The sequence below is a fragment of the Demequina sp. genome (assembly GCF_049841215.1).
Classification (GTDB): domain Bacteria; phylum Actinomycetota; class Actinomycetes; order Actinomycetales; family Demequinaceae; genus Demequina.
This window is the reverse complement of record NZ_JASGEO010000007.1, coordinates 1-13900: the sequence shown is the minus strand read 5'-3', so window position 1 is coordinate 13900 and position 13900 is coordinate 1. Positions and strand designations below refer to the sequence as shown.

Sequence of the window (13900 nt, the reverse complement as noted above, 5' to 3'; positions counted from 1 at the left end):
CCCGACGCTGTTGTCACCGGATCGTGACCGTCACCGCGGACGTAGGGTTGCCGTGTGACCTTTGGCGGCGGACCTCGCATGGGAGGCGGGGGCAATGCCCGCGCCGACGAAGAGGTGCTGCGCGCTCGTAACGCAGAGGCGCCACAGATTCCGCACTTGTGGCGCCGCGTGCTCGTGCTGTTCCGGCCGTACCGACGGGGGCTGGTGCTCACCGCTGTGCTGGTGTTGCTCGGCTCGATCGCCGCCGTCATTCCGCCGCTCGTGCTGCAACGCATCTTCGATGAGGCCCTGTTCCCGCCCGGCGGTGGAGTGGACATGCCGCTGCTGACCGAGCTGGTGCTGCTCACCGTGGCCCTGTACGTGGTGATTGCCGCGCTTGGGGTCTGGCAGACCTACGTGACGTCGACGGTGGGAAATCGCGTCACGGGTGACCTGCGCGTGACGCTCTTTGACCGCCTGCAGTCGATGGACCTCGCATTCTTCACGCGCACCAAGACCGGCGTCATTCAGTCGCGGCTGCAGAACGATGTTGGCGGCGTCTCCGGGGTCCTCACGACATTCTTCTCGACGATCCTTGGCAACGCCGTGACCATCATCGCGAGCCTCGTTGCCATGGTCGCGCTCGACTGGCGGCTCACGCTGCTCGCGGTGGTGCTCATGCCGGGGCTCGTGGTGGTGCAGCGTCGCGTGGGACAGGTGCGCGCCAGGATTGCCACCAAGACCCAAGAGTCGCTCAGCGAACTCACCGCGATCACCCAAGAGACGCTCTCGGTGAGCGGCATCCTGCTGTCCAAGACCTACAACCGCCAGCGCCTCGAGTCCGAGCGCTACGGCGCGGAGAACCGTACCCTCATCCGCTTGCAGGTGCAGCAGGCGATGGCTGGCCAGCGCTTCTTCGCGCTCGTCACGGTCATCATGAGCTCGGTTCCCGCGGTCATCTACCTCGTTGCTGGCCTGCTCATGACAAACGGCCAAGAGCAGACGATCACCGCCGGAACCATCGTGGCCTTCACGGCCGTGCAGGCGCGGCTCCTGTTCCCGCTCATGTCGCTCATGCGCGTGGCGCTCGATGTGCAGACCTCTGGTGCGCTGTTCGCCCGCATCTTCGAGTACCTCGACCTCGCGCCCGCCATCGCGGATGCCCCTGACGCGGTGCCGGTTTCGCACGCGCCGGGCCCCCTTGGCGCCATCGAGTTTCGCGCGGTCACGTTCCGCTATCCGGATGCCAGGGAGGATTCCCGCCCGACGCTGGATGGAGTGTCGTTTTCGGCTCGCCCTGGCGAGACGCACGCCTTTGTTGGCCCCTCCGGGGCCGGCAAGACCACCATCGTGTACCTAGCCGCGCGACTGTATGAAGCGTCGGGCGGGAGCGTGCTGTTCGCAGGGGAGGACGTGCGGCGCCTTACCCACGAATCCATCGTTGACCACGTGGGAGTGGTGAGCCAAGAGACGTACCTATTCCACGCAACGATTGCGCAGAACCTCAGGTATGCCAGGCCCGATGCCACTCAGGAGCAACTCGAGGAGGCGTGCAGGGCGGCCAACATTCATGACGCGATCATGAGCTTTGACGAGGGCTACGAAACCGTCGTAGGCGAGCGCGGATACCGCTTGAGCGGCGGCGAGAAGCAGCGCATCGCTATCGCGCGCGTGCTGCTCAAGGACCCCGCGGTGCTGCTGCTCGATGAGGCGACGAGCGCTCTCGACACCGTGAGCGAGAGGGTGGTGCAGTCCGCTCTTGACCGTGCCGCGCAGGGCCGCACCACGCTTGTGGTGGCGCACCGACTGTCCACGATCAGAGACGCGGACGTCATCCACGTGGTGGAGGCCGGTCACATCGTCGAGTCAGGGACTCACGCGCAGCTGGCCGCGCTCGGCGGGCTGTACGCCCGCCTCGCCGCGGAGCAGGACAGCTCCGCTACCAGATCCTGACGCGCTCCTCGGGAGCAAGGTAGAGCTCGTCGCCCTCGTGGACGTCGAAGGCCTCGTACCAGGCGTCCACGTTGCGCACCACACCGTTGATGCGGAACTCCTCCGGCGAGTGCGGGTCCGTGTTGATCTGGGTGATGAGGGCCTCGTCGCGGCGCTTGGTGCGCTCTGACAGCGCGTAGCCGATGAAGAACCGCTGCACGCCCGTGAGTCCGTCGATGACCGGCGCGTCCGCGAGCGAGCCGCCCACGGCGATCTCGTACGCGCGTAGGGCCACCTGGACTCCCGCGAGGTCGCCAATGTTCTCGCCGACGGTGAGCGCGCCGTTGACCGTGTGCTCTGGTCCGAGCTGCTTAGGCGAGTAGCCGTCGAACTGCTCGATGAGCGCTCCCGCGCGCTTCATGAACGCCTCGCGGTCGGCCTCGGTCCACCAATCGTCGAGCTTTCCGGTGCCGTCGTACTTGGAGCCTTGGTCGTCGAAACCGTGCCCCACCTCGTGGCCGATCACGGCGACGATGCCGCCAAAGTTGACCGCGTCGTCGGCCTCTGGGTGGAAGAACGGCGCCTGCAGGATGGCTGCGGGGAAGACTATCTCGTTCGCAACAGGGAGGTAGTACGCGTTGACGGTCTGCGGGGTCATGAGCCACTCGGTGCGATCGACGGGCTTGCCGATCTTGGACCACTCCCAATCTTCCTCGAACGCGGAGGCGGCATGCATGTTGCCCACGAGGTCCGTGGCGCTGGCGCGGAGCCCCGAGTAGTCGCGCCACTTGTCCGGGTAGCCAATCTTTGGCGTGAACTGGGCGAGCTTCGCGAGGGCCTTCGCCTTGGTGGCGTCGCTCATCCATTCGAGTTCGTTGATCGCCTGCCCATACGCCTCGACGAGAGTCGCCACGAGGCGGTCCATGTGTTCCTTGTGGGTGGGCGGGAAGTGACGCGCCACGTACTCGGCGCCAACCGCCTCACCGGCCACTCCCTCCACAAACTGCACGCCGCGCTTCCAGCGGTCGCGCTGCTCCGTGGCGCCGCTCAGCACGGTGCCGTAGAAGTCAAAGTTGGCTCGCGAGAGATCTGGCGTGAGATACGGCGCGTGGGACGCGACAAGCTTCCACCGCAGCCACTGCTTCCACTGCTCCAACGGGAGCTCGCTCCACAGGCGAGCGAACTCGGTGAGGTAACTGGGCTCGCTCGCGATGAGCAGGTCGTGCGCCGCCTCGGGTAGCTCGATCGCGTCCGCCCACGCGCGCCACGCGAAACCAGGCGCCTCGGCCTCGAGTCGAGAGAGGGTCGTGGGGTTGTACGTGAGCTCCGCCTCGCGGGACTTCACCACATCCCAGTGGTGCTTCGCGAGCTCGGTCTCGAGCGCCATGACGTCGTCCGCGGCGTACGCCACGTCGGTGAGGGAAGCCATGCGTCCAAGGTGCGCGACGTACTTGGTACGTACGTCCGCGTGAGCGTCCTCGCGATAGAACGCCTCATCAGGAAGCCCAAGGCCGGATTGCAGCAGGTACACCACGTTCTTGTCCGGGTCCGCCTTGGACGCGAACACGTAGTACCCCACGGCGCCGTGTGTTCCCTCGCGCTGCAGGCGGCCAAGCGCGGTCGCGAGCGCATCGGGGGAATCTGCCGCCTCGATCTGCGCGATCGCGCCGTCGAGGGGAGAGGTGCCGAGCGCATCGAGAGTCTCGGTGTCCATGAAGCTCGCATACAGCGCCCCCACGAGCGAATCCGTGGGCGCCTCCTCGATGATCTTGCGTACGGCGATCTCCGAGTCGTCACGGAGCTTGTGGAAGGTCCCGTCCGCCGCGCGGTCCGCGGGGATCACGTGGGAGTCGAGCCACTTTCCGTTGACGTAACGGAAGAAGTCGTCCTGGGGGCGGATCGTGCTGGACAGGGAAGAGGCGTCAATGCCGGAGGCGCTCGTCATGCGCCAACCCTAATAGGGCCCGACGCTGTGGCCGGTTCGCGTTCGCGCTCGGTGAAGCGGTGGTGAGGGCCCCGCTGGCACAATGGGCGGCATGCGCCTTCACATCGGATCTGATCACGCGGGCTTCGAGCTCAAGCAGGCTCTCGTTGAGCACCTCACGGCCGCCGGCCACGACGTCGTTGACCATGGCGCGCACGAGTATGACCCCGAGGACGACTACCCCTCGTTCTGCTTTTCCGCGGCCGAGGCCGTGGTCGCAGAGCCAGGCACTCTTGGCATCGTCATCGGCGGCTCTGGCAATGGAGAGCAGATTGCCGCGAACAAGGTCAACGGCGTGCGCGCTGCCCTTGCCTGGAGCCTCGAGACCGCCAAGCTTGGCCGCCAACACAACAACGCGAACGTCATTGCCGTCGGTGGGCGGATGCACCCAGTCGGCGAGGCGATCTCCTTCGTTGAGGCATTCATCGCCGAGCCTTTCAGCGAGGGCGAGCGCCACCAGCGCCGCATCGACCAGCTCGCCGCATACGAGGCGCAGCGATAGGAACTAGAACGACACGTTGCTCATCGGAAGTTGATCGCCGGCGAGCGCCGAAGACAAGGCGGCCACAGCGTCGGGCCGTCCGGTGACCAAGCCTGCCCGTTCCAACGCGGCGATTGTTACACCACCCAGGTACGCGGCGCCCAACTCCTGAATGGGAATCTGAACGTCCGCGGGCGCGTCCGTTCGGGTGACGTGTGCCTCGCCACCGGAGATCGCGATGCGCCACACGCCAGCGTTGTCCGGCAACTGCTTGTCGGTGATCTCCACGGTGACGTCCGCGTCCGCGCGGTACCCGCGCGCCGCAAGCGCCTTGGGCACGTCGAGCAGGCGCACCCACAGGTTGTCGCGCACGGTGAACTGCGCCGTGCGGATGTCCTTGAGTTGCAGTACAAAGGGGTCGTCTGCGGCGATGTTGCGCATCTTCACCTTCGCAAGCAGGTCTAGGTCAAGGACAACGGACAGTAGCCTGCGCTCCGCCGCCCCCGTTGCCGCGGCCCACGTCCACATCGAGAATTCGCCGTCGGGCGAACCATTGCTCCAGCCCAGCTTGCGCGTGAAGATGGCGAACGCCGCAGGCCCGTCAGCGTCGTGAACCACGGCGATGCGGAGCTTCTCCGCACCCTCTCGCCACAACTCCGGGTCGAGGAAGAGATCTCGCATGAGCGGGTCGCCGATCGTCGCGTGCGCTCCGGGACGCGTGATGCGAGCGAGGACGTGCCTCACAGCCTCGGCGTGCTGTGCAACGTCCGCATTCTCAAGGTCGATGCGCAGATCGTCGGCGCCAGCCACCTCGCGAAGTTCTGGTCCCTTGCCACCGCTGTAGAAGAACGACGTGCACCCGGCTCCGTAGCCGAATCGCTGGTAGATGGCCGTCTCAGCGGCGTAGAGAGTGCTGACGACTTCGCCTCGCGCAAGAGCGCGAGAGAAGTGGTCGTCGATCATCTGGGTGAGGAGGCCGCGCCTGCGAAACCCTGGGTGGACGCCCACCCACGTGAGACCGGAGGTTGCGACGGTGCCACCGCCAGGCACTCGCATGTCGTAGGGGTGTGAGGACCGTACGGCGACGAGCGTGCCCGGCTCGCCCAACGAGGAGTCGGCCAACTCCATCCCGCGCGCACGGTCCCAGTCGATCACTGACTTCAGGTCGTCTTCGGTAGCGACCTGAGGGGTGTTGGAAAACGCCCATCCGTCTACCTCAAGCAATTCCGTGGAGCGCTCGAAAGGGATGTCGACGGGCCGGAACGGTGACTCCTGTGTCATGGGCCTACTGTCTCAGCACCGTCGCGGCACTCGCCAGGCGAACGGAGAAGTCGTGACCCAACCGTTGCCGGGCCGTGCGGCGGCCTTACGCGGCGCGAGCAGCCTCGATGCGGTCGCGCAGGCGCGCGTATTCGACCTTGATGCAGCGGTTCTCGATTCCGGTGAGGCCGGCGCCGCGGGCGATGCCCATGGCCTCCTCGTTCACCACGCCAAGCTGCAACCAGAGCGTGCCCGCTCCCGTCACCACGGACTCGGTTGCGATCGCTGGGGTGAACTCCTCGCGGCGAAAGACGTCAACAATGTCTGGGACAACGGGGAGTTCGGCAAGCGATGCGTAGAAGCCGTGGCCGCGAATCTCGCCCTCGGGGGCTGCCGGGTTCACCAGGTACACCTCGTACGGCGTGTGGTCCATGAGCCACGTTGCGATCTGGTGGCTCGTGCGGGACTCGTTAGGGCTGGCCCCAACCACCGCGATTGAGGTGGCGCTCGCGAGGAGGTCGGCGAGCACCGCGTCCTCCGGAGCCTGGTTCGTGGTCGGCATCGGGCACGCGGCGGTTTCGAAGTCGTTGATGGCTTCCATGTGCAGGTGAACACCCCCTTTGAGAGGATCATTCCACGGGGAGGGTTGCCGGAATGCGTCCGCGGCCCTTGTCGTTACGCGATTGAGACCGCTACGGAGCGGTCCGGAAACGGAGACACGATCATGGCTACGTCAAAAGCGCAGACCCAGACCCCTGACCTTGGCATCACCGACACCGATCTCAAGTCGGTGAACCAGGCCCTCGCCACCGTTCTTTCTGACACCTTCACCCTGTTTGTGAAGACCCAGGGCTACCACTGGAACGTTGTTGGCCCACACTTCCGCTCGCTGCACCTCATGCTCGAGGAGCAGTACATCGAGCTCCACGACGCCGCTGACCTGCTGGCGGAGCGGATGCGCGCGCTTGGCGCCACCGCGCCCGGATCGTTTGCCGAGTTCACCGAACTCGCGACGGTCAAGGACCACCAGCCGACCGACAACGCGGACACGATGGTGAAGAACCTCGTGAAGGACAACGAGACCGTCATCAAGATCATCCGCCCGCTCGTTGACGTCGCGGAGGACGCCAAGGACACGGCAACCGCGGATCTGCTCAACGCGCGCCTCGCGGCCCACGAGAAGGCGGCGTGGATGCTGCGTTCGATGCTCGCCTAAGGCAAGAAAACGCCTGCCCGACGCTGGCAACAGAATCGGCCCCCCACCGAAAGGTGGGGGGCCGTTCTCCGTGGCGCGGCTGAGGGGGCACGCCAGGCCTGATTGGCCCGGGCGATTCCCCGGGCCCTGTCTCTAGTGAACCACGCTCAGCGCGTGGGCACTAGATGTAGTACATCGCGGGCTCGTGAGGCTCCGCGGTCTCAAAGATGCGCGGGTAGTCGGGTTCCGGGTGGCGATGCGAATCGCCCATGTCCACCGCGGAGGCCGCGGTGTGGGCCTCTTTGGGCTTGGGGTGTTCGCGAACAACGGCGGGGATGCCGATGGCGGTGGCACCGTCCGGCACGTCCTTGACCACAACGGCGTTGGCGCCGATGCGTGCGTCGGAGCCGATGTGGACGGGGCCAAGCACTTTGGCGCCGGCGCCAATGACCACACGGTCGCCAACGGTGGGGTGGCGCTTGCCGTGACTCATCGTGGTGCCGCCCAGCGTCACCCCGTGGAACAACAGCACATCATTGCCGACGATGGCGGTCTCGCCGATTACCACGCCCATGCCGTGGTCGATGAAGGTGCGCCTGCCGATCAGCGCGCCTGGGTGAACCTCGATGCCCGTGCGCCTGCGCGCGTACTGGGACCACAAGCGGCCGTAGGTCTTGAACCCGTGGGTCCACAGCCAATGCGCGATTCGGTAGTGCCAGATCGCATGAACCCCCTGGTATGACACCGCGATGACAAGCCACGAGTGCGCCGCGGGGTCCCTGCGGCGCGCCGTGCGAATGTCCTCCAGCGCCAAGGCCAGGGGGTTCAAGCGATCAGTCATGAATCAGTCTCAGTCCATCAGGTCCGCGTAGAGCACGGAGGACAGGTAGCGCTCTCCGAACGAGGGGATGATCACGACGATCGTCTTGCCTGCGTTCTCGGGACGGTTCGCCACCTGCGTCGCGGCCGCGAGCGCGGCACCGGACGAGATGCCCACGAGCAGCCCCTCCTTGCGAGCGGCCGCACGGGCCGTCGCCACGGCGGTCTCGGAGTCGATGTCGATGACCTCGTCGTAGATGTCCGTGTTCAGGATGTCCGGCACAAAGTTGGCGCCGATGCCCTGGATCTTGTGGGGGCCAGGGGCTCCGCCGTTGAGGATGGGGCTTTCCGCGGGCTCCACGGCGATGATCTGCACCTCGGGCTTGCGGGACTTGAGCACTTCTCCAACACCCGTGATGGTGCCGCCGGTGCCGATGCCGGCCACGACGATGTCAACGGCGCCGTCCGTGTCGTTCCAGATTTCCTCCGCGGTGGTCTTGCGGTGGATCTCGGGGTTCGCGGCGTTCGCGAACTGGCGGGCGAGAATCGCGCCCTCACGCTCTTCGGCGATCTTGTTGGCGGCCTCGACGGCGCCCTTCATGCCCTCGGGTCCCGGAGTGAGGATGAGCTCGGCTCCGAACGCGCGAAGCAGCGCGCGGCGCTCCTTCGACATCGTCTCGGGCATCGTCAGCACCACTTTGTAGCCGCGAGCCGCGCCAACGAACGCGAGCGCGATGCCCGTGTTGCCGGACGTGGCCTCGACGATCGTGCCACCTTCGGTGAGGGAGCCATCGGCTTCGGCAGCGTCGATGATGGCCACGCCGATGCGGTCCTTCACAGAGTTGGCGGGGTTGTAGAACTCGAGCTTTCCAAGCACCGTGGCACCAGCGCCCTCGGTGAGCTTGTTGATCTTGACAAGAGGCGTGTTGCCAACGAGCGCCGTAGCGTCCTCGTAGATGCGAGCCATGGTGCGTTTCCTTTGCGGTGTGTGAGTGTCCCGGGCGCTGTAACGCCCGGCTGTGTTGTGAGATTCCGGAGGCGAGCGCTGGCGTCAGTGGCTCGCCTCAGCGAGGCCGCGACAGCGCTCTACAGACAGCAGCAGCACATGCTGCTTGGCATGCACATCGACGGCACGCGACCACGCGACGAGGCGGCGGTGCGCTCAGTGCTCATGTGCCTGAAGCCTTTCGTGTGCGGGTGCGCTCCAATCTAGTGCGGCGCGGTGGTGAGGGGCAAGCGTCGGCGCGCCAGCGTCGGGCATGCCCGACGCTGCGGCACGATGGCCTCGAACGTCACCACAGCGACGGCAAAGGAGGGGCCATGGAGTGGTTCGACTTGAGCGACGTGCGCTGGGTTGGCGTGATTGTCGCGTCGCTTGCGGCATTCCTCGTTGGGTTTTTGTGGTTCCACGAGCGAGCGTTGGGCAGGGCGTGGGCGCGGCTTGCCGGGGTAGACCTCGCGGGACAACGGGACGGCATGGTGCGCCGGCTTGTCATCGGGTTCGTCGTGACGCTGGTTACGGTGCTGCTCTTGAACGTGCTGATGGCGCAGCTGCTTGTGACGACAGTGGTGGGCGGCCTGGTCTTCGGTGCCGCCGTGGGGCTCGTGATGCGGCTGCTCAACCACCTCTTCCACGACAGTTTCGAGAACCGGCCCGCAGGGCTGACTGTCATCAATGGCGGACACGACGTGGCGGCGCTTGCGGTTGCTGGGGCGGTGCTTGGGGCATTCCTGTAGCGTCGGCGGTGGGGTATGAGGAGGATTCGTGGACTGGCTCACCTTTGAGGGGGTGAACTGGCTGGCGGTGGCGATCGCGTTCATCGTGAGCTTCGCGTTCGGGTGGTGGTACTACTCGCCCGCAGGCGTGTGGAAGGTATGGAAGCGCGCGGCTGGAGTCACGGACGACGACGTGGGCGCTGGCAACATGGGCGTGGCATTTGGCGGCACCATCGCCGCGAATCTGCTCGGCGTCATCGTGCTGGCGATGCTCATGGCCGCGCTCGACGCGGACGCGTGGCTCGATGGCCTTGTGCTGGGCGCGATCCTTGGCTTTGTGTATAGGGCGGGAGCACACGCCCTGCATAACGGATTCGCCATGCGATCGCCCCAAGTGACGCTCCTCGATGGCCTCCACGATCTCGTGGCACTCGCTCTTGCGGGTGTGATTCTGGGTCTGTTCTGACGTGGATGAGACCCGCGCCCGCGAGATTGCGGAGCAGGAGTTTGGTCTCACCATCGCGAAGTTCACGGAACTGGGCGGCAACGAAGACGTCAACTTTCTTGCCGTAACGCACGAGGGCGCGAAGTACGTGATCAAGGCGTCCGCGACCTCGCGCTCCGCGCTCGAGGCGCAGACCGCCGTGCTGGGATTCCTCACCGAGGCCGTCGCCACGTTCGACGTCCCCTCCCCGCGGCTCACTGACGACGGCGAATCGGTGGTGACCGTGGAAGGCGCCCACCCGAATGTGCGGGTGCTGTCCTTTGTGCCTGGCGAGATGAGCGTTGGCTCGCGGCGAGTTCAGCCGGGAGTGGGTGCGGCACTTGGGTCCGTGTCAGGGGAGATGGTCGCGAAACTCGCGTCCTTTTCGCACCCGGGGCTGGTGGAGGGCGGAGACTGGGACCTGCGCGAGGCGCCGCGAGTGGTGGGGGAAGACGGCCCGCTTGGCGCCCTGCTTACCGCGAGCATCGAGCGCACGGCGCGGCTGTCGCTTCCCATTCAGGTGATTCATGGCGACCTCACGGAAGACAACGTGGTGTTGGGCGCGGACGCTGATTTCGCCGGAGTGATCGACTTCGGGGACCTTGCTCCCAGTTGGGCGGTTGCGGAGCTCGCGGTGACCCTCACGTCACTGCTCGCGCATGACGGCCCCGTCATGGAAGAGGTCCTCGACGCTGTGGCCGCGTTCCACGCGCGGCGCCCCCTTGCGCGGGATGAGGCCCGTGCGGTGTGGCCGCTCGTGGTGCGCAGGGCTCTTGTCCTTGAGGCGGGCGCCGCGCGCGTTCTCGCCGGAGACCCCACCAACGAGTACGCCCTCGCGAGGAGACCGTTCGAGCGGCTCGTGCTCTCGCGAGCGCTGTCGCTGCCCTACGACGAGGCGGAGCTGCTCATCCTCGACGCGGTGGGCATGCTGCCGCGCAGGGAGGCGCCGCTGGTTCGCATGATCTCAGGGCTCAGTGATGCGCCAACGTGCGATCAGTCGGTCACCTCGGAGGTTCACGACGGCGGGGCCTGGCGCGAGCCCGCCTCCGAGCACCGCCACCGCGAGTGCGTCACGCCCAACGCCGTTCCGACCCTTCTGCCTGAGGCCGCGACGGCCGCTATACCCAGATCCGTTCCGCTCGGCATCACGGCCTACGTTGAACCGGGCAGGGAGGTGTACGCCCCGGCCCAGGCGCTCGTGCGCTCGGCGGAGGGCACGCACATGGTGCTCGCGCTCGTCGAGGGTGGATGGGTGCACGTTGATGGGGTCTCCGCGAGCGTCGAGGCGGGGCAGACGGTCGCCGCGGGCACGGTGATCGGCGCCACCGTCGGCCCCGTATGGGTGCAGCTGTGCGAAGCCCCGATCACCCCGCCGCGCTATGTGCAGCCTGGGCTCGAGGCGCACTGGGCGAGGATCTGTCCCGACCCCTCGGTGCTGTTCGGACGCAAGCCGGCCCCGCCGTCGGGCCCTACGGCCGGGCAACTGGTGGCCGCGCGCGACGCCGTCGTGGCGCCCGTGCAGGAGCACTACTACGCGAACCCGCCGCGCATCGAACGCGGCTGGCGCCACCATCTCATTGACGTGAACGGCCGCGGCTACCTCGACATGGTGAACAACGTGGCGATTCTTGGCCACGGTGAGCCGCGTCTCGCTGACGCCGTGGAGCGGCAGATGAGGCTGCTGAACACGAACTCGCGCTTCAACTACGAGGCGATCGTGGAGTTCAGCGAGGCGCTGGTGCGGCGGTGCCCGCCAGGGCTGGACCAGGTGCTGCTCGTCAATTCGGGTTCCGAGGCGGTGGACCTCGCGATTCGGGTGATCCGCGCGGCGACGGGACGCAGCGATTTGCTTGCTCTCACCGAGGCGTATCACGGGTGGACGGTTGGCGCCGATGCCATCTCGACGTCGCTCGGCGACAATCCCCACGCGCTCGAGACGCGGCCCGACTGGGTGCACCTTCTCGACGCGCCCAACACGTATCGCGGGCGGTACCGGGGCGACGACGTGGGGCGATATGCGGCGGACGCCGTGGCTCGCATCGACGCGCTCGACGTACCGCTCGCAGGGCTCGTGTGCGAGCCGATCTTTGGCAACGGGGGCGGCATCCTGCTTCCGGACGGGTACTTGCATGACGTCTATGCCGCGGTGCGCGCTCGCGGCGGCCTGTGCGTCTCCGACGAGGTGCAGGTTGGCTACGGGCGGCTCGGCGAGTACTTCTGGGGCTTCGAGCAACAGGGTGTCGTGCCCGACGTGATCGCGGTGGCGAAGGCGATGGGGAATGGGCACCCGCTAGGTGCCGTGGTGACAACGCGGGAGATCGCCTCGCGCTTTGCCGTTGAGGGCTCCTTCTTCTCCTCAGCGGGTGGCTCGCCCGTCTCGTGCGTGGTGGGTTCGACGGTGCTGCGCGTGCTTGAGGAGGACGGCTTGCAGGAGCGCGCGCGTGTGGTGGGCAAGGAACTGGCCGACGGCCTGCTCGCCTTGTCTGCACGTCACCCCCGCTTGGGGGCAGTGCACGGAATGGGCCTGTACCTGGGTGTGGAGGTGGTGGACCGGGGTCCGGACGCGCCCGACCCCGAGGGCGCTCGCGAGATTTGCGAGGCGCTGCTCGACGAGGGAGTGATCGTGCAACCCACGGGCGACCACAAGAACGTACTCAAGATCAAGCCGCCGCTGACGCTGGATTCGGAAGGTGTGTCGCGGTTCCTGCACGCACTGGACCACGTGCTCACGATGGCCGACGCGCGGAGCCGGCTCTAGCGTCGGGCAGCCTTGCCAAGCCGTGCCCCGAATGGGTTCTGAGGCTCGCTATTCGGCCGCGGGTTCGAGGGGTCGTGGCAACACCTGATGGATGTGAGGTGTTGTGATGCCTGGCAAGCAGTTCAAGATGTTTATGTCCGAGCCGTGGGTGCGAGCGTTTTGGGATGCTCGACGCATGGGTATGGCTAGTCGTGGGGTCGCGTCGGCGATCGATTCGAACTATGGGACGGTGCAGCGGTATCTGCGGCAAACGGGGGGTATTGCGCCGCCGCAGTGGAAGGACCCCGATCGGTTGCTGACCTTGGAGGAGCGGTTCCGGATCAAAGAGCTGCTGGTCGAGGGGCACTCGCTGCGTCACATTGGACGCGTGTTGGGACGCAGTGCGTCGACGATCTCGCGGGAGGTCAAGCGTGGCTCCGATAGTGCGACGAGGTCCCACTATCGACCCAGCCAGGGCCATCGGATCTCCTGGGAGCGTCGCCGGCGCCCCAAAGAACTCAAGATCGTCGCGAATCCGCACTTGCGCACACTCGTGCAGGCCTGGCTTGAGGAGAAGCTCTCCCCGGAGCAGATCGTGGGACGCTTGCGGCGTGAGCATCCGGACGATCGCGAGCTGCATGTGAGTCACGAGACGATCTACAAAACGATCTACCTGCAAGCACGCGGAGGACTCAAACGTGACCTGCAAGCCCTGACCCGGACCGGCCGCACGATCCGTCACCCGCAACGCTCGACCACCGAGCGTCGCGGCCGCATCAAAGGCATGGTCTCGATTTGGGACCGCCCCGCCGAGGCCCTAGACCGTGCTGTTCCCGGCCACTGGGAAGGTGACCTCATCGTCGGCAAGAACGGCGCCTCCGCGATCGCGACGATCGTGGAGCGGCATTCGAATTACCTCATCCTGGTCCGACTGGATCCGGACAAGAACCGCGTCGAAGCCACCCGCGACGGCCTCATCGACACGCTCGCCGGGCTTCCCAACGTCCTCAAAGGGTCACTGACCTGGGACCAAGGCAAAGAGATGGCGAACCACCTCGAGATCGCGACGATGGCCGGCATCGACATCTACTTCGCCGACCCCCACTCACCATGGCAGCGAGCCACAAACGAGAACACCAACGGACTGCTTCGCCAATACTTCCCCAAAGGCACCGACCTATCGATCCACTCCCAAGACGACCTCGACTACGTCGCAGACCAAATGAACCGCAGACCCCGCAAACGCCTCGACTTCGCCACCCCCTACGAGACAATGCAAGAGACCCTGTTGCAATGACCCATTGAATCCGCCG

General features: G+C 66.2%; 12 protein-coding genes. 7 read left to right on the top strand and 5 right to left on the bottom strand.

Annotated elements, in window-relative coordinates; all coding sequences use genetic code 11:
* The first annotated feature begins 78 nt into the window (after positions 1 to 78).
* The gene (locus QM618_RS02590) at positions 79 to 1932 is read left to right on the top strand and encodes an ABC transporter ATP-binding protein (protein ID WP_428094829.1); all 1854 of its coding nucleotides are present in this window, start codon (positions 79 to 81) and stop codon (positions 1930 to 1932) included.
* Here the strand turns inward: QM618_RS02590 and QM618_RS02585 are convergent.
* Positions 1919 to 3856 carry a M13 family metallopeptidase gene (locus QM618_RS02585; protein ID WP_428094611.1) on the bottom strand — a complete coding sequence of 646 codons (1938 nt, stop codon included), beginning with the start codon at positions 3854 to 3856 and terminating at the stop codon, positions 1919 to 1921. The two genes, QM618_RS02590 and QM618_RS02585, sit on opposite strands and share 14 nt — an antisense overlap.
* 91 nt (positions 3857 to 3947) lie before the next feature.
* Between QM618_RS02585 and QM618_RS02580 the strand changes: the two genes are divergently transcribed.
* Entirely contained in the window at positions 3948 to 4397 is a 450-nt protein-coding gene (locus QM618_RS02580; RefSeq protein WP_428094609.1) for a ribose-5-phosphate isomerase, read from the top strand.
* A 3-nt stretch (positions 4398 to 4400) separates the two neighbouring features.
* Here QM618_RS02580 and QM618_RS02575 read toward each other — a convergent pair whose 3' ends face one another.
* A complete protein-coding gene (locus QM618_RS02575; RefSeq protein WP_428094606.1) occupies positions 4401 to 5657 on the bottom strand; it encodes a GNAT family N-acetyltransferase in 1257 nt (418 codons plus the stop codon).
* An 85-nt stretch (positions 5658 to 5742) separates the two neighbouring features.
* Positions 5743 to 6237: a CoA-binding protein gene (locus tag QM618_RS02570; protein WP_428094602.1), complete on the bottom strand. Its 495-nt coding sequence runs from the start codon at positions 6235 to 6237 to the stop codon at positions 5743 to 5745.
* 123 nt (positions 6238 to 6360) lie between these two features.
* Between QM618_RS02570 and QM618_RS02565 the strand changes: the two genes are divergently transcribed.
* Positions 6361 to 6852 carry a Dps family protein gene (locus QM618_RS02565; RefSeq protein WP_428094599.1) on the top strand — a complete coding sequence of 164 codons (492 nt, stop codon included), beginning with the start codon at positions 6361 to 6363 and terminating at the stop codon, positions 6850 to 6852.
* A gap of 160 nt (positions 6853 to 7012) precedes the next feature.
* Here the strand turns inward: QM618_RS02565 and cysE are convergent, their stop codons facing one another.
* Together cysE and cysK are read right to left on the bottom strand one after the other, a co-directional pair.
* Positions 7013 to 7672 (bottom strand): serine O-acetyltransferase, encoded by a 660-nt coding sequence (gene cysE / locus QM618_RS02560; protein WP_428094596.1) that lies wholly within the window; start codon positions 7670 to 7672, stop codon positions 7013 to 7015.
* 9 nt (positions 7673 to 7681) lie between these two features.
* Entirely contained in the window at positions 7682 to 8617 is a 936-nt protein-coding gene (gene cysK, locus QM618_RS02555; RefSeq protein WP_428094593.1) for a cysteine synthase A, read from the bottom strand.
* Positions 8618 to 8970: 353 nt separating this feature from the next.
* On the opposite strand from cysK, the gene QM618_RS02550 reads away from it, so the two are divergent.
* The 4 genes from QM618_RS02550 to QM618_RS02535 all read left to right on the top strand — a co-directional run bounded on the left by QM618_RS02550 (position 8971) and on the right by QM618_RS02535 (position 13884).
* A complete protein-coding gene (locus QM618_RS02550; RefSeq protein ID WP_428094589.1) occupies positions 8971 to 9387 on the top strand; it encodes a DUF1761 domain-containing protein in 417 nt (138 codons plus the stop codon).
* Positions 9388 to 9415: 28 nt separating this feature from the next.
* Positions 9416 to 9832 (top strand): DUF1761 domain-containing protein, encoded by a 417-nt coding sequence (locus QM618_RS02545; protein WP_428094587.1) that lies wholly within the window; start codon positions 9416 to 9418, stop codon positions 9830 to 9832.
* A 1-nt stretch (position 9833) separates the two neighbouring features.
* Positions 9834 to 12608, top strand: a complete 2775-nt coding sequence (locus QM618_RS02540) for an aminotransferase (RefSeq protein ID WP_428094584.1) — start codon at positions 9834 to 9836, stop codon at positions 12606 to 12608.
* Between the two features lie 175 nt (positions 12609 to 12783).
* Positions 12784 to 13884, top strand: a complete 1101-nt coding sequence (locus QM618_RS02535) for an IS30 family transposase (protein ID WP_428094826.1) — start codon at positions 12784 to 12786, stop codon at positions 13882 to 13884.
* Positions 13885 to 13900: the final 16 nt, after the last annotated feature.

Excerpts from the sequence above, each read along its gene's own strand:
- QM618_RS02565 (WP_428094599.1), top strand. The coding sequence starts at position 6,361 with ATGGCTACGTCAAAAGCGCAGACCCAGACCCCTGACCTTGGCATCACC.
- QM618_RS02575 (WP_428094606.1), bottom strand. The coding sequence starts at position 5,657 with ATGACACAGGAGTCACCGTTCCGGCCCGTCGACATCCCTTTCGAGCGC.
- QM618_RS02550 (WP_428094589.1), top strand. The coding sequence starts at position 8,971 with ATGGAGTGGTTCGACTTGAGCGACGTGCGCTGGGTTGGCGTGATTGTC.
- QM618_RS02590 (WP_428094829.1), top strand. The coding sequence starts at position 79 with ATGGGAGGCGGGGGCAATGCCCGCGCCGACGAAGAGGTGCTGCGCGCT.
- QM618_RS02570 (WP_428094602.1), bottom strand. The coding sequence starts at position 6,237 with ATGGAAGCCATCAACGACTTCGAAACCGCCGCGTGCCCGATGCCGACC.
- QM618_RS02585 (WP_428094611.1), bottom strand. The coding sequence starts at position 3,856 with ATGACGAGCGCCTCCGGCATTGACGCCTCTTCCCTGTCCAGCACGATC.
- QM618_RS02580 (WP_428094609.1), top strand. The coding sequence starts at position 3,948 with ATGCGCCTTCACATCGGATCTGATCACGCGGGCTTCGAGCTCAAGCAG.
- QM618_RS02535 (WP_428094826.1), top strand. The coding sequence starts at position 12,784 with ATGGGTATGGCTAGTCGTGGGGTCGCGTCGGCGATCGATTCGAACTAT.
- cysK (WP_428094593.1), bottom strand. The coding sequence starts at position 8,617 with ATGGCTCGCATCTACGAGGACGCTACGGCGCTCGTTGGCAACACGCCT.
- cysE (WP_428094596.1), bottom strand. The coding sequence starts at position 7,672 with ATGACTGATCGCTTGAACCCCCTGGCCTTGGCGCTGGAGGACATTCGC.